Origin of the sequence: Sphingomonas adhaesiva (assembly GCF_036946305.1) — a bacterium.
Taxonomy (GTDB): Bacteria; Pseudomonadota; Alphaproteobacteria; order Sphingomonadales; family Sphingomonadaceae; genus Sphingomonas; species Sphingomonas adhaesiva_B.
The window spans coordinates 312,310-328,835 of the sequence record NZ_JAQIJJ010000006.1 but is presented as its reverse complement, the minus strand read 5'-3'; the positions used below and the strand labels follow the sequence as shown (position 1 = coordinate 328,835).

Sequence of the window (16,526 nt, the reverse complement as noted above, 5' to 3'; positions counted from 1 at the left end):
GTCGCGTCGGCGACCCATTCGCAGTCCAGCTTCGCGGCCAGTGCGGCCCCCCCGGTCGGCATTGCGCGCGGCGATCGTGCCCGCCGCGAAACCGGCGTCGACCATCGCGGTCGCCACCCGCCTTCGCCATGCCGCCGCTGCCGCGCAGCAGGAAAGGCAGGCGGGGAAGCGGTGCGACCAGCGTCGCGACCGCGCTGTAATCGGTGTTGTAGCCCGACAGATGGCCATCGTCGTTGACGATGGTGTTGACGCTCTCGATCGCGGCGGCGGAAGCGCGCAGCTCGTCGAGCAGCGGGATCACCGCTTCCTTGAACGGCATCGAGATCGCGCAGCCGCGAATGCCCAGCGCACGGATGCCGGCGATCGCGCCGGGCAGGTCGGTCGTGGTGAACGCCTTGTAGAGGTAATCTAGCCCCAGCGCGGCATAAAGATGGTTGTGGAAGCGCGACCCGAACGTGCCGGGACGCGCGGCCAGCGACATGCACAGGCGGGTGGAGGGGCCGATCGGTGGTTTCATGACGGTCTCTCTACAGCGGCAGCGCGGGTTGCGCATCCTCCTCGTCGCGGATCATGCCCGACAGCGTCAGCCCCAGCAGCCGGATCCGCCCCGCGACCGGCAGGAGCGGCGCGAGCAGCGCCGCTCCGGTGGCGAGGAAATGCGCCTTGTCCGCGATCCCCGCGGGCCACCGATCGCGCGCGCGTGATCGTCTGGAAATCGGCGCGGCGGACCTTGAGCGTGACGGTGCGGCCGCGCCGCCTCGTTGCGCTCGATCCGCGTCCATGCGGCGTCCGCGACATGCGCCAGGGCGTCGTGGATCGCGGCCGGATCGGACAGGTTGCTCTCGAACGTGCGTTCGGCGCCGACCGAGCTTGGCGACGCGGTGCGCGCGGACCGGCCGCTCGTCCTCGCCGCGCGCGGGCGGCGAACAGGTAATCGGCATAGCTGCCGAAATGCCGGCGCAGCATGTCGATGCTGCGTGCGCGCAGATCGGCCCCCGTCTCGATCCCCAGCCGCGCCATCCTGGTGGTGGTGACGGGGCCGACGCCATGGAAGCGCTTGACCGGCAGTGCGGCGACAAAGGCGGCGCCTTTGGCGGGCGGGATGACGCAGATGCCGTCGGGCTTGTTCTGGTCCGACGCCAGCTTGGCGATGAACTTGTTGTAGCTGACCCCGGCGGACGCGGTCAGTTGCGTCTCCGCCTTGATGCGCGCGCGGATCTGTTCGGCGATGGCCTGTGCCGACCCCAGTCCATGGCGATCCTCGGTCACGTCCAGATAGGCTTCGTCGAGCGACAGCGGCTCGATCAGGTCGGTATAATCCGCGAAGATCGCGCGGATCTGGCGGCTGATCGCGCTATACACCTCGAACCGCGGCTTGACGAAGACGAGGTCGGGGCAGCGCCGCATCGCGGTGACCGAGGGCATGGCGGAGCGCACTCCGAAGGCACGCGCCTCGTAGCTCGCCGCCGCGACCACGCCGCGTGCGCGCGCGCCGCCGACCGCGACCGGGCGCCCGCGCAGTTCCGGCGCATCGCGCTGCTCGACGCTGGCATAGAAGGCGTCCATGTCGATATGGATGATCTTGCGCGGCACGGTGGCGCATATAGGCGACCGATGACTTTTCGGCCACGATCGGCTATGCGCGCGCGATGACCGAGAACCTTGCCCAACCCGTTCAGCGACCGATCCTGACCCCGCCCGATGGCGAGAAGAAGGTGCTGCTCCATTCCTGCTGCGCGCCCTGCTCGGGCGAGGTGATGGAGGCGATGACCGCCAGCGGGATCGACTATACGATCTTCTTCTACAATCCCAACACCACCAAGGAGGAATATATCCTCCGCAAGGAAGAGAATATCCGCTTCGCCGAGAAGCACGACATCCCCTTCGTCGATGCCGATTACGACACGGTCAACTGGTTCCGCCGCGCCAAGGGGATGGAGTCCGAGCCGGAACGCGGTGCGCGCTGCACGATGTGCTTCGACATGCGGTTCGAGCGTACCGCGCTGTATGCGCATGAGAACGGCTTCCCGGTCATCACCTCGTCGCGTCGGCATCTCGCGCTGGAAGAACATGGCGCAGATCAACGACTGCGGCGAGCGCGCGGCGGCGCATTATCCCGGCATCGCCTATTGGACGTTCAACTGGCGCAAGGGCGGCGGTGCGGCGCGGATGATCGAGATCAGCAAGCGCGAACATTTCTATCAGCAGGAATATTGCGGCTGCGTCTATTCGCTGCGCGACACCAACGCGCACCGCGTCAGCCAGGGGCGCGAGGAGATCCGCATCGGCGAGATGTATTACGGGGATGAGTGAGCAAAATCGGGCCGTCATTGCGAGCATAGCGAAGCAATCCAGAGCCCAGAGCGTGACGCCCTGGATTGCTTCGCTACGCTCGCAATGACGGAAAGGCCGGCGCTTATTCCGCCGCCACCGGCAGCGCCACCTCGACCCCCAGTTCGTCCGCGAACCACGCCGCGGTGCGGGGCAGGCCGTCGTCGATCCGCACCCTCGGTTCCCACCCCAGCAGCGCGCGCGCGCGCGTGATGTCGGGGGCGGCGGCGGCGGGGGTCGTCCTGCGGCAGCGGCGTGTGGATCACCTGTCCGTCGGTTGGCACCAGCGCCAGCACCTTGTCGAGCAGCTCGCCGATCGTGAATTCGTCGGGGTTGCCGAGGTTGACCGGCTCCATCCCGTCGATGTCGCTTTCCATCAGGCGGATCAGCCCCTCCACCATGTCGCTGACGTAGCAGAAGCTGCGCGTCTGCGTGCCGTCGCCATAGACGGTGATGTCGTTCCCCGTCAGCGCCTGGCAGACCAGGTTGGACACCACGCGCCCCGTCGTCGGGGTGCATGTGCGGGCCATAGGTGTTGAAGATGCGCGCGACGCGCACCTCGGCACGCGCCATGCGGGCATAGTCGAAGGTCATCGCCTCCGCCGCGCGCTTGCCTTCGTCATAGCAGGCGCGCGGGCCGGTGCAGCTGACCCAGCCGCGATAGCCCCTCCACCTGCGGATGCACCTCCGGATCGCCGTACACCTCGCTGGTGGAGGTCAGCAGGAAGCGCGCGCCGCTCTGCTCGGCGAGGCGCAGCAGGTGGTGCGTACCGACCACGTTGGTCAGCATCGTATGCTCGGGATCGGCCTGATATTGCGGCGGGGAGGCCGCGCAGGCGCAATTGTAGATGCGGGTGATCCGCCCGGCGTGGCGCGTCACCGCCTCGGGCAGCGTGTTGACGATATCGGCCTCGACGAAGGTGAAGCCCGGCAGCGCCTCCAGCAGGCGCAGGTTGGACGGGCGCGCGGTCTGGAGGTTGTCGAGGCAACAGCACCTCAAACCCGCGCTCGGTCAGCGCACGGCACAGATGCGAGCCGATGAACCCCCGCGCCCCCGGCGACCAGTGCGATCGGTAGCTGTTGACCCATGGATGGTGGCTCCTTCTGTCGGGAAATCATGCGTAAGTGCGGGCGCGCGGCGTCGCGGCCATCGCCTCGGTCAGGTGGCGTTCCAGTTCGGCGGCGCGGGTGTCGGCGCCATGTTCCGCCAGCACGCGGGCGCGCGCCGCCTGGCCCAGCACAGGCAGGTCCGTCGCGCGCCAGCGCGGCCAGCGCGTCGTCGGTGGTGTCGGCCAGCACGATCTCGCGGCCGGGCACCAGCAGCTCGTCGATGCCCTCCCAGCGATCCGACACGATCGGGGTGCCGCACGCCGCCGCCTCGAACAGCCGCACCGAGGGCGACCAGCCGGCCGCGATCATGTCCGCACGCGTCACGTTCAGCGTGGCACGGCTGGCGGAGTAGAAGTCGGGGTGGTCGGCCGGCGGCAGATGCTCGATCCGCTCGACATTGGCGGGCCAGTCGATGGCGGCAGGATATTGCGGCCCCGCGACGACGAAGCGGCGGTCGGGTGCGCGGCGTGCCGCGTCGATCAACAGCCGCTCCAGCGTCGGCTGGCGGTCGGGGCTGTAGGTGCCGAGATAGGACAGGTCCCAGCGCTTGTCGGCGCCGGTGGGGCGATAGCGGTCGGTGTCGACCGAGCAATAGAGCGCGCGCGCGGCGGGGCTGCGATACTGATGCTCGATCCGCGCCAGCGTCGGCCCGCCGGTGAAGGAGAGATAGACGTCGAACCCGGGAATGACCTCTGGCGAGAGATAATCGCAGTCGCCGCGTTCCAGCGCCGCGAGCGTCACCGGCGTGTCGATGTCGTAGAAGGCGGTGACGCCGCGCGCCCAGTCCTGCACGCGGCGTGCCACCGCGACGCCGTCGGGCACGTAGGAACCGACGATCACCGCATCCGCGGCCGCGATCGTGTCGTGCCATGCGTCCAGCGCGTCGAGCGTCGGGTAGAGGTCCAGCCGGCAGTAATCGGGTGCGGGTTCGTCGCGATGCGCGGCATACCAGGGAACGTCGCGCTCCAGGAAATGGACGTCATGCCCGCGCGCCGCGAATGCCTTCAGCAGCGCGCGGAAGGTGGTGGCATGGCCGTTGCCCCAGGAGGAGGACAGCGAGAGGCCGAGGACGATCAGCTTCATGCCGCCACCAGCCGCTTGGCGTGGGTGCGCAGCAACACGTCCACCTGCTCGCCGCGCAAATCGTAGGTATGTTCGCGCCGCACCCGCGCCATCGACGCCTGGCCGATGGCCTGTGCGCGTTCCGGCGTGAGCGCGGCGAGATGCTCCGCCACATCCTGTCCGTCGCGCGCCACCAACACCTCGCGATCGGGGGTCAGGAACAGTTCGATCCCCTCCCACGCATCGGTGATGAGGCAGGCCGCCGCGCCCGCCGCCTCGAACACGCGCGTCGCGGGCGAGAAGCCGACATCGGCCATCGAATCGCGTGCGACGTTCAGCACCGCTTTGGGGGTGCAGTTGAAGGCATTGTGCTCGGCGGTGAAGACATGGCCGCGGTGGCGGACGTTGCCGGGCATCGCCTTCGTGTCCCAGCCGTTGCCGCCGATCAGAAACGCGCGCTCCGGCATCGCCGCGGCGGGGCGCAGGAAGAATTCCTCCACCCGCGCCTCGCGGTCGGGCAGGCGGTTGCCCAGGAAGGCGAGGTCGCATGCGAAGCGTTCGTCGGGCGCCACCGGATGATGCGTTTGGGGATCGAGCGCGTTATAGACCGGCACGCATTGTGCCGCGCCGAACTCGCGATAGGCGTCCACCACCGGATCGCCACCGCCATAGGTCAGCACCATGTCGAGCGCGGGCAGCGCGGCGCGCACCGGGTGCGCCGCGTCGGCGCGCATCTCGTCCAGCGTCGCGGCGGCGTCGACGTCCCAGAAGATCGTCAGCGCATCGTCGCGCGCGCCGGCGATCACGCCCTCCAGCAATTCGCGATCGAACACGCCGACGCCATTGGCCTTCACCACCACATCCGCCGCGCCCGCCTGCGCCAGCACGCCGCGCAGGCCATCGTCGGTTGCGGGATAGACCACGACCTTCGCGTAATCGGGCGGGTCGATGTCGCGATGCTGCTGCCGGTCGAAGGCATCGGGTTCGTAGAAGGTGATGTCGTGCCCGCGTGCCGCCAGCGCACGCAGGATGCCGCGATAATAAGTGGCCGCGCCGTTCCAGTAGGAGGACAGCAGGCTGGATCCGTAGAAGGCGATCTTCACGCCGCGGCGCTCCGTTGCTGGGGGTGGGCGTCGAGCCGGGCGAGGATCGCCAGCAGTTCGTCGACGCGATGCGCGCAGGTGTGGCGCGCGAGGATCGTCTCGCGTCCCGATGCGGCGAGCGCGGCGCGCAGCCCCGCATCCTCGCGCAGGTCGCGCAGGTGGCGGGTCATCTCCGCGCCGTCGCGCGCGGTGAGGAAGTCTTGTCCGGGGCGGAACAGCCCCTCGCTATCCTGCCACGGGGCGGAGACGAGCGAGATGCCGCAGGCCAGCGCCTCGAACACGCGGATCGTCGGGATACCGGGCAGGATCGTCGCATAATAGCGCCGCGGGACGTGGACGGTCGCCAGCGCGCGCGCGAACAGCGCGGGCGCGGCGGCATTGGGTGCCCAGCCGCGATAATGCGCGCCGTAGCGCGCCAGCATCGCCTTCGCCTCGGCCGGATAGCGCACGCCGTGGACGTCGAGCGACAGGCCCGCATCGCGTGCGGGTGCGAGCAGGAAATGCTCGATCTCCGCGGTCCGCTCGCCGTCGCCCCAGTTGCCGATCCAGATCAGCCCGTCGCGCTCGCCCTCCAGCGGCACGAAGCGGCGTGTGTCGGCGGCCTCGTGCCAAGTCCAGACGCGCCCGTTCCAGCCCCAGCCGCGATACACCTCCGACAGCGTCTCGCCGAAGGCGAGCACGCCGTCGTAGCCGGACAGGTCGTAGGCGCGCATCTCCCCGGGCGCGCTGACCGCGCGATGATGCGTGTCGTGGAACAGCAGCGTGAAGCGCGCGCCGCGCTTGCGCAGCGTGCCCAGCCGCGCGACCAGCGCATGCGCGTTCCATTCGTGCGCGATGACGACATCGGCACCGTCAACCATCGCCTCGACATCGGCATCTTCGGGGTAGCAGACCGAACCCAGCTCCGGATAGGCGGCGCGATAGGCGTCGAGCGCCCCCGGCCCATGGTCCGCGATCAGGTTGGTCAGGCTCCAGCTGTTCTCCGGCGCGAAGACGCGGACGTCGTGCCCGCGCGCGATCATCTCCGACAGCACGCCGCGCAGGAAGTGCGCGTTGCCGTGGTTCCAGCACGAGGCGAGGCTGTGGGTGAAATAGACGATCCTCATGCCGCCACCCTGCCGCGTCGCGGGCAGCAACCGGGCGTAGAGCGCGATCATCGCCGCCACCTGCCGCTCCGCGGAATAGCCCAGCGCGCGCTCACGCGCCGCCTGACCGATCGAGATACGCCGCGGGTCGGCGAGCAGCATCTCGATCGCATCGGCGAAGCCGGCGGCATCGTCGGGGTCGACGAACATCGCGACGCCGTCCCATAATTCACGGAAGGTCGGGATGTCGGACAGCAGCAGCGCGCACCCCGCCAGCGCCGCCTCCAGCACCGCCAGCCCGAACGGCTCATAGCGCGCGGCGGACGCGAAGACGGGGCGCGCCGACAGGCAGCCCGTGATCGTCGCATCGCCGACATGACCCAGCAGGTGCAGGTTGGTCGCGGTCACGCGCTCGCCGTGCGGCCCCGCAACCGCGCCCGCGGCCTTGAATGGCACGCCCAGCCGCGCGGCGGCGCGATCGAGCGTGGCGACGTTCTTGCCACGGTCCCACAGCCGCCCCGCGGTGAAGGCGAAGTCGTGCAGCGCGCCGGTCGCCGCCGCCCGCTCGCGCGCATTGTGGATCGCGAGCGGCGCGTGCGGCAGCGCGTAGAGCCGCGCCACCGTGTCGGCATGGTGGCGCGAGGGGCAGACCACCGCATCGGCGCGAGCGAGGCCGCGTGCGACCAGATCGGTCTGCCAGCGGAAAGCGTCGGGCAGGGGACCGTGCTCGACCGCCGCCCACCAACTCGCGACGCAGCTATGCGCCACCGCCACCACCGGACGGTCGAACGCCGCGATCGCCAGCGCGGGCTGGTTGAGCTGTACCAGATCGGCCCCGCGCGCGGATGCCAGCGCGGCGATCGCGGTCGCGGTGCGCTCCACCGCGGCGGCATCGCTCGCCAGCCAGTCGAGCGGCAGCCCGGTGTCGATCACCGTCAGGCCTGCGGCGGCGGCGCGCTGCGCCTCGCCCGGCGGCGGCCCCAGCACCGCGATCTCCACCATCATCCCGGCGGCAGTCAGACCATGCGCGAGGTCGGTGGCATATTGCCACACGCCGCCCACGGTATCGGCCGTCATCAGCAGCCGGGTCATGCGGCGACCCCGACGCGGTCCTCGGGCACGGCGCTGCGTTCGCGCTCCAGCCATTGCGCCAGCGCCGCGACCCCGTCACGCCAGTCGCGCCGCGCCGGCAGGTCGAGCGCGGCGGCGGCAGCGCGCGTGTCGGCGACGAAATAGCGCTGGTCGCCCGCGCGCCAGTCGGCGAAATCCACGCGCGGCGCACGGTCCGTCAGCGTCGCGATATGGTCCAGCAGCACGCGCAGGCTGATCGCATTGTCGACGCCCCCGCCCAGGTTGAACGCGCGCCCGGTCACCGCGTCGATCCGCTTCCACGCCGCCAGATAGGCCGCGACGGCATCGCGCACGTCCAGCACGTCGCGCACCTGATGCCCGTCGCCATAGAGGGTGATCGGCTCGCCGGTCAGCGCGCGGATCAGAAAGTGCGCGACCCAGCCCTGATCCTCGGTCCCCATCTGCCGCTGGCCGTAGATGCAGCTCATGCGGAAGACGCAGGTCTTCAGCCCGTAGCTGCGCGCATAATCCAGCACATATTGGTCCGCCGCGCCCTTCGATACGCCATAGGGGGTGTGGAAATCGAGCGGGCGTGCCTCGCCGATGCCATGCGCGCGCACCTGCGGGTCGACCGGGCGATACGCGTCGCCCTCCAGCACGAAGTCGAGATCGGCGAGATCGCCATAGACCTTGTTGGTCGAGGCAAAGATCAGCGGCACCTGCGGCGCATGGCGGCGCAGCGCCTCCAGCAGCGTCAGCGTGCCGGTGACGTTGATCGCATGATCCTCGCGCGGGTCCTCCAGGCTGGTCGTCACCGCCACCTGCGCGGCGAAGTGGAACACCGCGCTCGCGCCAGCCGCCGCCTCGGTCAGCGCGGCATCGTCGCGCAGGTCGGCGTGGACGAAGCGGATGCGCTCGCCGTGCCGCGCGCGCAGCCAGGCGAGGTTGCGCTCCACGCCGGTGCGCGCCAGTGCGTCATAGACCAGCACGTCATGCCCGTCGCCCGCCAGCCGGTCGGCGAGGTTCGACCCGATGAACCCCGCCCCCCCTGTCACCAGAACCGGAGCGGTCATGCCACCAGCCCGCGCTTTTCCAGCTCGGCGCGCATCGTCGCGACCTTGTCCTCGGCGGTCTGCTGCGCGACCCATTCCGCCAGTTCGGCGAGGCCCTCGCGAAAGTCCTGCCGCGCGGCGAAGCCCAGCCGCTCCTGCGCCAGCGTCGTGTCGCAGAAACAGTGGCGGATGTCGCCGATCCGCGCCTTGCCGACGATCTCGGGCGCGATGTCGTTCTTGCCCATCGCGTGGGCCAGCTCGGTCGCGACCTCGGTCACGGAGCGGTCGTGCCCCGATCCGATGTTGAACGTCCCGCCCACCGCCTGCGGCAGCGTCAGCGCATCGGCGAAGGCGCGCGCCACGTCGGTGACATGGACGAAGTCGCGGCGCTGCTCGCCATCCTCGAAGATCATCGGCTGCTGCCCGTTGAGCAACCGCGACGCGAAGATCGCCAGCACGCCGGTATAGGGGTTGGAAAGCGCCTGGCCGGGGCCATAGACGTTGAACAGCCGCAGGCACACGCCCTCGATCCCATAGGGCGCGGCCATGATGTGCGTCGTGCGCTCCTGCACGTACTTGTTGAGCGCGTAGATCGAGGCGAGATTGGGCTGCTTCCACTCGGGCGTCGCGATCGGGGTCAGCGGGCGACCCTGTGCATCGACCGGCTCCCAGTTGGTGAGGCCATCGCGCAGTCCCTTGCGCTCGGCGTCCTGCACCAGCGCGCCATCGGCATCGCGATACAGCCCCTCGCCATAGATCGACATGGACGAGGCGGTGACGACGCGTCGAACGGGGCGGTCGATGAGCTTCTCGAAGAGGACGGCGGTGCCGACGTCGTTGGTGGAGGTATAGCGTTCCACCTCGTACATCGACTGGCCGACGCCTACTTCCGCGGCAAGGTGGATGACGCTGTCGACGCCGTCGAGTGCCTTGCGCACGACATCGCCGTTGCGCACGTCGCCGCGGATCAGCTCGACCTCGTCGTTCAGCAGCGGCGGGCGGTCGCAATCGCCGTGGACCTGCTCGATCAGGCTGTCGAGCACGCGCACCTTGTTGCCGCGCGCCAGCAGTTCGTCCGCAACGAAGCGGCCGATGAAGCCCGCGCCGCCGGTAATCAGGATCGTCTCCACCCGCTTTTCCCCTCCGCGACCGAATAGGGTCACGCGGGGGTCGCCGAACGCATCGGCAAGCCCTAGACGATCCCTCGGTCAAGAACGCAGGATGAACATCCTCTTAGCAGCATTGTTCCATAAGATGTTGGGATAGCGTAACTTTTATGGTTGATCGAAAGCAATGATGCAGGTTGCTCGACGGTGAAACGAACGGTGTTGCTGGTCCGTCACGGGCAACATGCGGAGGTGGGTCGCGTACTCAGCGGACGGTCCGACATCGCGCTCGACGCGATGGGAATGGGGCAGGCGACGGCACTTGCGCAGCGATGGCGGAGTGTCGATCCGGTGGCGATCCATGCCAGCCCGCGACGACGCACGCAGCAGACCGCGCGGCCGCTCGCCGATCGGCTGGGGCAGCGCGTGCTGATCGAGCCGGCGCTCGACGAAGTCGATTTCGGCGCCTTCACCGGGCGGACCTTCGCGGCGCTGGAGGACGATCCCGACTGGCGGCACTGGAACGCCGCGCGCGACGTCGCGCGCTGTCCCGGCGGCGAGACGATGGCGGAGGCGGTCGCGCGTGCGGTCGCGTTCGTCGCGGCGCGGCCGCCCGGCGTGAGCCTGTGCGTCACGCATTGCGACGTGATCCGCGGCGTCGTCGCGCATTATCTGGGGCTGGACCTCACCCGAATTTTTCAGCTCGGCTGCGATCCGGGATCGATCACGACGCTGGAGCTGGAGGGGGAGGGCGCCTGCCTCGTCGCGCTCAACGAGCGGGGGTGAGGTCGGCGTAGCTCTTTTCCTCGATCAGCTCGCTGTCCAGCGCGAGGTTGATCTCACGCTTCAGCGCGGCGCGTTCGTCGTTGCGGCGATAGACGGCGCGCGCGAGGCGGATGAAGGTGTCGCCAAATGTCGCGGCGGCCTCCTCGCGGCGGATCGCATCCTCGATCTCCCACAGGTCGGTGTTGACCGCCTTCAGCCGGCCGAACAGCTGGCGCACGCGCCCGTCGCCCAGCACGCCCGCCCCCCGCGCGCGACAGCAGCGAATGTTCGCGCATCACGTTGGCGCGTGCCTCGTCGCGCGCGATGCGCTCGCGCTTGATTTCCAGGATCGTGATCTTGTCGAGCAACTCACCCCAGGAGACGGGCACCGACGGATTGGGCAGGCTGGCCATGATCGCTCTCCGCGACATCGTGGTGGAAGAAACCGGGCAGGTCGCGCGCGATCGCGCGCGTCACCGCGTGCCAGTCGCCGCTGCGCGGCTGGACATAGAGGCGGGCGGAGGGATACCAGCCGCTGGTGCGCGCCTGCGGATTCCAGCGCCAGTCCGGCTCCGCCTTCAGCATCAGCCACACCGGCTTGCCCATCGCCCCCGCCAGATGCGCGATCATCGTATCGACGGTAACGACCAGCGCGCAGCCCGCGACCAGCGCGGCGGTGGCCGACAGGTCGAACGCGCAGCCATCGGGGTTGAGCACCGGCAGCGCGGTGGGCGCGGCGACCAGCGACAGGCTGGGACCGGCGCGTGCGACCGGTGCCAGCAGCGCCTCCGGCACCCAGCGGTCGCGGTCCCAGTCGCCGGCGGCCCAGCATAGCCCGATCGTCCCGCGTGGCAGCGCGGCGGGCGTGTGGGCCAGATACGGCACCGGCACCGCCAACGGCGGCATCCGCAACGCCGAGGCCAGTTCGGTCATCTCGATATCGAGGTCCGCGGGCGGCGCGGGGTTCGCCGGATCGAACGCCAGAAGCGCCACGTCCGCGATCGCACGCAGCAGCGGGTGGAGCCGCGCCGGCGCCTCCACCGTCACCGATCGCGCGCGCGCCGCCAGTAGCGGCAGGTAGCGCGCGAACTGGATCGTGTCGCCCAGCCCCTGATAGCAGCGTACCAGCACGTCGCGTCCGTCCGGCGCGCGTCCGTCCCACACCCAGCGGCGGTGATAGGGCTGCGCCGGATCGTCGCGCGTGGCCGGATCGCGCAGCGCCAGGATCGCCTGCTCGATCGCCCAGGCATCGGCATAACGTTCGTCGCGCATCGCGGCGATCCAGCGGCGGGTGGTTTCCTCCATCCCGACCGCAAAGCCGCGAACGGCCCCGCGGTTCCCCGCTTGATCCATGTCAAGCAGATGATTTCGAACGGCTTTATGGAACGGTCAGCATCAACAATCGTTGGATCGTGACGCAATCGTATCGGGAGTATGGGGCGGGGTGGCGGATCGGGAAAGCCTGCGGGAACGCGTGTCGGCGCTGGCGCCGTGGTTTCACAATATCGATCTGGGCGACGGCGTCGTTACCGCGCCGGACCATTTCCTGGGCGACTATCCGGCGACGAAGTTCGGCGAGTTCGGTGGCTGCCTGCCCGACGACCTGACCGGCAGGACCGTGCTCGACATCGGCTGCAACGCGGGCTTCTACTCGATGGAGATGAAGCGGCGCGGTGCGGCGCGCGTGCTCGGCATCGACTGGGACCAGCGCTATCTGGCGCAGGCGCAGCTTGCCGCAGAGGCGCTCGGCTATGCCGACAGTGTCGAGTTCCGACGGCTTTCCGTCTATGACGTCGCGGCGCTGGGCGAGCGGTTCGACCTCGTGATCTTCATGGGGGTGCTCTATCATCTGCGCCACCCGCTGCTGGCGCTGGACCTGATCCGCGAGCATGTCGCGGGCGACCTGATGCTGTTCCAGACGATGCAGCAGGGCTCGACCGAGGTCGGCGAGGTGCCGGAGGATCATCCCTTCTATCTGCCGGGGACGTGGACGCCGCCCTCGTATTTCGACGACGTCACTTACCCGAAGATGCATTTCATCGAGAAGAAGTTCGCGGGCGACTGGACCAATTGGTGGGCGCCCAACCGCGCGGGCTCTGAGGCGATGCTGCGCGCCGCGGGCTTCGCGATCGAGGCGCATCCGCAGAACGACGTCTATCTCTGCCGCGTCGCCCCCGTGCCCTATGCGGACATGGGGCCGGCCGCGGTCTATCCGGCCCCGGGGCCGACCAACGGGGGAACCGCCGCATGATCGAAGCCGCGATGATCTGGAACGAGCCCAACAACAAGTCGCATTGGGATCCGGAGGTCGACCCCGACTGGTCGCGCTATGCCGATACGGTGTCGCGCGCCGGGGCGGCGATCGCGGAGGCGAACCCTGCGGTGCTGCGCGTGCTGGGCGGCATGTCGCCGATCGACCCGATGTGGCTGAAGCGGATGGAGGGGCACGGCTGCCTCGACGCGGTCGATGTGGTCGCGGTGCACGGCTTCCCGCTCGACTGGAACCTGTGGTCGATCCACGAATGGCCCGCCAAGCTGGCGGAGATCCAGGCGGTCACCGACAAGCCGGTGTGGGTGACGGAGGTCGGCGTCGGCTCGTTCGGCGCGGAGGAGGTGCAGGTGTTCGGCGTCGAGAAGACCGCCGAGCTGCTGATCGGGCGCGCCCCGCGCATCTTCTGGTATTCGCTGTTCGACCTGCCGCAGGAATGGGGCGCCACCACGCGCCACCGCGAGGCGGAGGGGTCGAGCTATTATCGCCATTTCTACATGGGGCTGATCCGCGCCGACGGTACGCCCAAGCCCGCGCTCGACAGCTATGCCCGCGTCGCCGGCGAGATGGGGCTGATGCAATGGTTCCATTATCACGACCCGCGGCTGGACGATGCGGTCGAATGGATGCGGCGGCTGGGCACGCGCAAGCTGCGCACCGGGCTCAGCTGGGCGGACAGCTTCCGCCCCGATGCCATCGGCTGGTTCGATCGCCAGATGGAGGCGCTGGCCGAGTTCGACGTCACCGTCACCTTCTGCTTCACGCCCGAGCATCTGGGGATCCAGCCGCACCACAGCTCCGCCGCGCACGAGCCGCAGGCGTTCGCGGACTTCTGCGCCTGGGCGATCGACCGCTACGCGCCGGCGGCCGCGGTCACCCCGCCGACGACGGTGATGGCGTAACCTTGTCCAGCGTGTCCAGAACGTCTTCCGGACGGACGTCACGCTCGATCTCGCTCACGTCGGAGGGTGGCTCGACGCCGATCTTCTCCGCGATCGCGCGCACCAGCGTGGCGAGGCGGGACAATTCGTGCTCGGCGAGCAGGTTGATGTGCAGGTCGAGGTCGGCGCGCGCCTGCGACTGCGCGGCCATGCGATTCTGGCTGATGAGGACGAAGGTGGAGAGGAAGATCGCCTCCACCGATGCGATCATCGCCAGCACGACGAAGGTAGGGTCGAACTTCGGCGCGAACCACAGGTTCCAGACGATCCAGCCGCCGAACAACGCGACGTGAAGTGCGACGAAGGCCATCGATCCGGTGAAGGCGGTGATCCGCCCGGCGAGCCGGTCGGAGAGCGGCGCGGTGCGATCGACCCGCTGCTGACGCTGCGCCAGGCGGGCGATGTTGCCATCCAGTGTGGTGTTCAGGCGGGATGATCCTTCCATAGCGTTTCCAAACGCTTGGAGCTGAAAAAGGAAGCAATGTGGAAGCTGTGATGAAGGCTGCCGTCCTGGTCGCGCCCGCGCGTATCGAGATCCGTGACGTTCCCCTGCCCGAACCGGGCACGGGCGAGGTGCGCGTGCGGCTGGAGGGATGCGGCGTCTGCGCCTCCAATATCGAACCGTGGGAGGGGCAGCCCTGGTCGACCTTCCCCGGCACGCCAGGCGGCATGGGGCACGAGGGGTGGGGCGTGGTCGACGCGCTGGGCGCCGATGTCGCGGGCGTGGCGGAGGGCGATCGCGTCGCGCTGCTCGCGGGCGCCAGCTTCGCCGAATATGACGTCGCGCGTGCCGATCAACTCGTGGTGCTGCCGCAGGGCCTCGCCGGCCATGCCATCCCCGGCGAGCCGGTGGCGTGCGCGATGAACATCTTCCGCCGCAGCGACGTCCGGCCCGGGCAGACGGTGGCGATCGTCGGCATCGGCTTCCTGGGCGCGATCCTGACGAAGCTGGCGAGCGACGCGGGCGCGCGTGTGATCGCGATATCGCGTCGTGCTGAATCGCTCGACCTCGCCCGCCGCTTCGGCGCGGCGGAGACGGTGGCGATGGACGATCATTGGGCGATCATCGAGCGCGTCAAGGCGCTGACCGGCGAAGCGATGTGCGAGCGCGTGATCGAGGCGGTGGGCAAGCAATGGCCGCTCGACCTCGCCAGCGCGCTGGTCGGCTTCGGCGGCCGGCTGGTGATCGCGGGCTATCATCAGGACGGGCCGCGACAGGTGAACATGCAGGACTGGAACTGGAAGGGGATCGACGTGGTCAACGCGCACGAACGCGACCCGCGCGTCGCGTTGCGCGGGCTGGCGGAGGGCGTTGCCGCGGTGGCGGAGGGTCGGATCGACCTCGATGCGCTGGTCACGCACCGCTTCCCGCTCGACCGGCTGGGGGAGGCGATCGCCGCCACCCGCGACAAGCCCGCGGGGTTCGTGAAGGCGGTGGTGACCTATGCGTGAGCGTCCGCGCGTCGGCTTCCTGGGGGTGGGCTGGATCGGCCGCCACCGCATGGCCGCGATGATCGACAGCGGCGCGATCCACGCCGCCGCGCTATCGGACCCGTCGCCGGACATGGTGCGCGAGGCGCTGGCGCTGGCGCCGGATGCGACCGCCTGCGCGTTGCTGGAGGAGATGCTGGCGCTGGACCTCGACGGCGTGGTGATCGCCACGCCGAGCGCGATGCACGCGGCGCAATCGATCGCCGCGCTGGAGGCGGGCGCCGCGGTCTTCTGTCAGAAACCGCTCGGCCGTGACGCGATGGAGGTGACGGCGGTGGTCGATGCCGCGCGGCGCGCCGACCGGCTGCTGGGAGTGGACCTGTCCTATCGCTTCACCGCGGGGATGCAGGCGATCGCCGAGCATATGCGGGCCGGCGCACTGGGGCGCGTGTTCGCGATCGATCTGACCTTCCACAACGCCTATGGCCCGGACAAGCCGTGGTTCTACGATCGCGCGCTGTCGGGGGGCGGGTGCGTGATGGACCTCGGCATCCATCTCGCCGATCTCGCGCTGTGGCTCACCGGCGCGCCCGCGGTGGAGCATGTCGACGCGGTGCTCTCCGCACAGGGCCAGCCGCTAGGCGACGCCGCGGCGGTGGAGGATCATGCGGTCGCGCAGGTGCGGCTGGCGGGCGGCGTGACGGTGCGGCTCGCCTGTTCGTGGCGGCTGCATGCGGGGCAGGATGCGGTGATCGAGGCGGCCTTCTATGGCGACCAGGGCGGCGCGGCGCTGCGCAACGTCGACGGCAGCTTCTACGACTTCACCGCGACGCTGTTCCGCGGCACCGCGCGCGAGGTGCTGGCCACCCCGCCGGACGACTGGGGCGGGCGTGCCGCGATCGACTGGGCACGGCGGCTGGCCGCGGGCGCGCGATTCGATGCTGCGGCGGGCGAGGGGTTCATCGCGACGGCGCGGCTGCTGGATGCGATCTATGCCGGTTCTTCGTCACCCCGGCTCAAGGCCGGGATGACGTAGCGGGGATGTCATCCGCATTCATCAGCGATGAAAAATGAAGTTGGTCGGGGAAAGAGGATTCGAACCTCCGGCCCCTGCCTCCCGAAGGCAGTGCTCTACCAGGCTGAGCTATTCCCCGACCAGGGTGCCGCGCGGCCGATCGGCCGTGGGCAGGGCGCGGCTTA

The 16,526-nt window shown here is 69.4% G+C and carries 16 protein-coding genes, 1 tRNA gene and 4 pseudogenes; 7 read left to right on the top strand and 14 right to left on the bottom strand.

Annotation, left to right across the window (positions count from 1 at the left end):
- The 3 genes and pseudogenes from PGN14_RS12210 to dinB form a co-directional block, all read right to left on the bottom strand.
- Window positions 1-517 (bottom strand): annotated as a pseudogene (locus PGN14_RS12210) (shikimate 5-dehydrogenase); the annotation flags it as partial.
- A 66-nt stretch (window positions 518-583) separates the two neighbouring features.
- Window positions 584-817: a hypothetical protein gene (locus tag PGN14_RS12205; protein ID WP_335299795.1), complete on the bottom strand. Its 234-nt coding sequence runs from the start codon at window positions 815-817 to the stop codon at window positions 584-586.
- A pseudogene (dinB, locus tag PGN14_RS12200) lies at window positions 745-1,566 on the bottom strand (DNA polymerase IV); the annotation flags it as partial. The pseudogene dinB and the gene PGN14_RS12205, both read right to left, overlap by 73 nt.
- 83 nt (window positions 1,567-1,649) lie before the next feature.
- Between dinB and PGN14_RS16875 the strand changes: the two are divergent.
- Window positions 1,650-1,985 (top strand): annotated as a pseudogene (locus PGN14_RS16875) (epoxyqueuosine reductase QueH); the annotation flags it as partial.
- Between the two features lie 28 nt (window positions 1,986-2,013).
- Entirely contained in the window at window positions 2,014-2,313 is a 300-nt protein-coding gene (locus tag PGN14_RS16870; protein WP_443019505.1) for an epoxyqueuosine reductase QueH, read from the top strand.
- 14 nt (window positions 2,314-2,327) lie between these two features.
- Here the strand turns inward: PGN14_RS16870 and PGN14_RS12190 are convergent.
- The 7 genes and pseudogenes from PGN14_RS12190 to PGN14_RS12160 all read right to left on the bottom strand — a co-directional run bounded on the left by PGN14_RS12190 (window position 2,328) and on the right by PGN14_RS12160 (window position 9,944).
- A pseudogene (locus PGN14_RS12190) lies at window positions 2,328-2,925 on the bottom strand (NAD-dependent epimerase/dehydratase family protein).
- 25 nt (window positions 2,926-2,950) lie between these two features.
- Window positions 2,951-3,331 carry a GDP-mannose 4,6-dehydratase gene (locus PGN14_RS12185; protein WP_335299778.1) on the bottom strand — a complete coding sequence of 127 codons (381 nt, stop codon included), beginning with the start codon at window positions 3,329-3,331 and terminating at the stop codon, window positions 2,951-2,953.
- The gene (locus PGN14_RS12180) at window positions 3,328-4,524 is read right to left on the bottom strand and encodes a CgeB family protein (protein ID WP_335299777.1); all 1,197 of its coding nucleotides are present in this window, start codon (window positions 4,522-4,524) and stop codon (window positions 3,328-3,330) included. Before PGN14_RS12180 ends, PGN14_RS12185 begins: the two co-directional genes overlap by 4 nt.
- Entirely contained in the window at window positions 4,521-5,606 is a 1,086-nt protein-coding gene (locus PGN14_RS12175; RefSeq protein ID WP_335299776.1) for a CgeB family protein, read from the bottom strand. Before PGN14_RS12175 ends, PGN14_RS12180 begins: the two co-directional genes overlap by 4 nt.
- Window positions 5,603-7,783 carry a glycosyltransferase family protein gene (locus tag PGN14_RS12170; RefSeq protein ID WP_335299775.1) on the bottom strand — a complete coding sequence of 727 codons (2,181 nt, stop codon included), beginning with the start codon at window positions 7,781-7,783 and terminating at the stop codon, window positions 5,603-5,605. The genes PGN14_RS12175 and PGN14_RS12170 overlap by 4 nt, the downstream gene beginning before the upstream one ends.
- Entirely contained in the window at window positions 7,780-8,835 is a 1,056-nt protein-coding gene (locus PGN14_RS12165; RefSeq protein ID WP_335299774.1) for an SDR family NAD(P)-dependent oxidoreductase, read from the bottom strand. The genes PGN14_RS12170 and PGN14_RS12165 overlap by 4 nt, the downstream gene beginning before the upstream one ends.
- Window positions 8,832-9,944 (bottom strand): NAD-dependent epimerase/dehydratase family protein, encoded by a 1,113-nt coding sequence (locus tag PGN14_RS12160; protein WP_335299773.1) that lies wholly within the window; start codon window positions 9,942-9,944, stop codon window positions 8,832-8,834. The genes PGN14_RS12165 and PGN14_RS12160 overlap by 4 nt, the downstream gene beginning before the upstream one ends.
- A gap of 228 nt (window positions 9,945-10,172) precedes the next feature.
- Between PGN14_RS12160 and PGN14_RS12155 the strand changes: the two genes are divergently transcribed.
- Entirely contained in the window at window positions 10,173-10,706 is a 534-nt protein-coding gene (locus PGN14_RS12155; protein ID WP_335299772.1) for a histidine phosphatase family protein, read from the top strand.
- On the opposite strand, the gene PGN14_RS12150 is transcribed toward PGN14_RS12155, so the two are convergent.
- Both PGN14_RS12150 and PGN14_RS12145 read right to left on the bottom strand, forming a co-directional pair.
- Window positions 10,690-10,941 (bottom strand): DUF6165 family protein, encoded by a 252-nt coding sequence (locus PGN14_RS12150; protein WP_335299771.1) that lies wholly within the window; start codon window positions 10,939-10,941, stop codon window positions 10,690-10,692. The genes PGN14_RS12155 and PGN14_RS12150 overlap by 17 nt on opposite strands.
- Window positions 10,942-11,054: 113 nt before the next feature.
- Entirely contained in the window at window positions 11,055-12,038 is a 984-nt protein-coding gene (locus PGN14_RS12145) for a glycosyltransferase family 9 protein (RefSeq protein ID WP_335299770.1), read from the bottom strand.
- A gap of 52 nt (window positions 12,039-12,090) precedes the next feature.
- Between PGN14_RS12145 and PGN14_RS12140 the strand changes: the two genes are divergently transcribed.
- Both PGN14_RS12140 and PGN14_RS12135 read left to right on the top strand, forming a co-directional pair.
- Window positions 12,091-12,936 carry a TIGR04290 family methyltransferase gene (locus tag PGN14_RS12140; protein ID WP_335299769.1) on the top strand — a complete coding sequence of 282 codons (846 nt, stop codon included), beginning with the start codon at window positions 12,091-12,093 and terminating at the stop codon, window positions 12,934-12,936.
- Window positions 12,933-13,856 (top strand): glycosyl hydrolase, encoded by a 924-nt coding sequence (locus PGN14_RS12135; RefSeq protein WP_335299768.1) that lies wholly within the window; start codon window positions 12,933-12,935, stop codon window positions 13,854-13,856. The genes PGN14_RS12140 and PGN14_RS12135 overlap by 4 nt, the downstream gene beginning before the upstream one ends.
- On the opposite strand, the gene PGN14_RS12130 is transcribed toward PGN14_RS12135, so the two are convergent.
- Window positions 13,828-14,340 carry a DUF1003 domain-containing protein gene (locus PGN14_RS12130; protein WP_335299767.1) on the bottom strand — a complete coding sequence of 171 codons (513 nt, stop codon included), beginning with the start codon at window positions 14,338-14,340 and terminating at the stop codon, window positions 13,828-13,830. The two genes, PGN14_RS12135 and PGN14_RS12130, sit on opposite strands and share 29 nt — an antisense overlap.
- Window positions 14,341-14,390: 50 nt before the next feature.
- On the opposite strand from PGN14_RS12130, the gene PGN14_RS12125 reads away from it, so the two are divergent.
- Window positions 14,391-15,347 carry an MDR/zinc-dependent alcohol dehydrogenase-like family protein gene (locus PGN14_RS12125; protein WP_335299766.1) on the top strand — a complete coding sequence of 319 codons (957 nt, stop codon included), beginning with the start codon at window positions 14,391-14,393 and terminating at the stop codon, window positions 15,345-15,347.
- Window positions 15,340-16,362 carry a Gfo/Idh/MocA family protein gene (locus tag PGN14_RS12120; protein ID WP_335299765.1) on the top strand — a complete coding sequence of 341 codons (1,023 nt, stop codon included), beginning with the start codon at window positions 15,340-15,342 and terminating at the stop codon, window positions 16,360-16,362. Before PGN14_RS12125 ends, PGN14_RS12120 begins: the two co-directional genes overlap by 8 nt.
- 41 nt (window positions 16,363-16,403) lie before the next feature.
- Here PGN14_RS12120 and PGN14_RS12115 read toward each other — a convergent pair.
- A tRNA-Pro gene (locus tag PGN14_RS12115) sits at window positions 16,404-16,480 on the bottom strand.
- Window positions 16,481-16,526 lie beyond the last annotated feature (46 nt).

Excerpts from the sequence above, each read along its gene's own strand:
- PGN14_RS16870 (WP_443019505.1), top strand. The coding sequence starts at position 2,014 with ATGAGAACGGCTTCCCGGTCATCACCTCGTCGCGTCGGCATCTCGCGC.
- PGN14_RS12180 (WP_335299777.1), bottom strand. The coding sequence starts at position 4,524 with ATGAAGCTGATCGTCCTCGGCCTCTCGCTGTCCTCCTCCTGGGGCAAC.
- PGN14_RS12170 (WP_335299775.1), bottom strand. The coding sequence starts at position 7,783 with ATGACCCGGCTGCTGATGACGGCCGATACCGTGGGCGGCGTGTGGCAA.
- PGN14_RS12165 (WP_335299774.1), bottom strand. The coding sequence starts at position 8,835 with ATGACCGCTCCGGTTCTGGTGACAGGGGGGGCGGGGTTCATCGGGTCG.
- PGN14_RS12145 (WP_335299770.1), bottom strand. The coding sequence starts at position 12,038 with ATGGATCAAGCGGGGAACCGCGGGGCCGTTCGCGGCTTTGCGGTCGGG.
- PGN14_RS12135 (WP_335299768.1), top strand. The coding sequence starts at position 12,933 with ATGATCGAAGCCGCGATGATCTGGAACGAGCCCAACAACAAGTCGCAT.
- PGN14_RS12130 (WP_335299767.1), bottom strand. The coding sequence starts at position 14,340 with ATGGAAGGATCATCCCGCCTGAACACCACACTGGATGGCAACATCGCC.
- PGN14_RS12125 (WP_335299766.1), top strand. The coding sequence starts at position 14,391 with ATGAAGGCTGCCGTCCTGGTCGCGCCCGCGCGTATCGAGATCCGTGAC.
- PGN14_RS12120 (WP_335299765.1), top strand. The coding sequence starts at position 15,340 with ATGCGTGAGCGTCCGCGCGTCGGCTTCCTGGGGGTGGGCTGGATCGGC.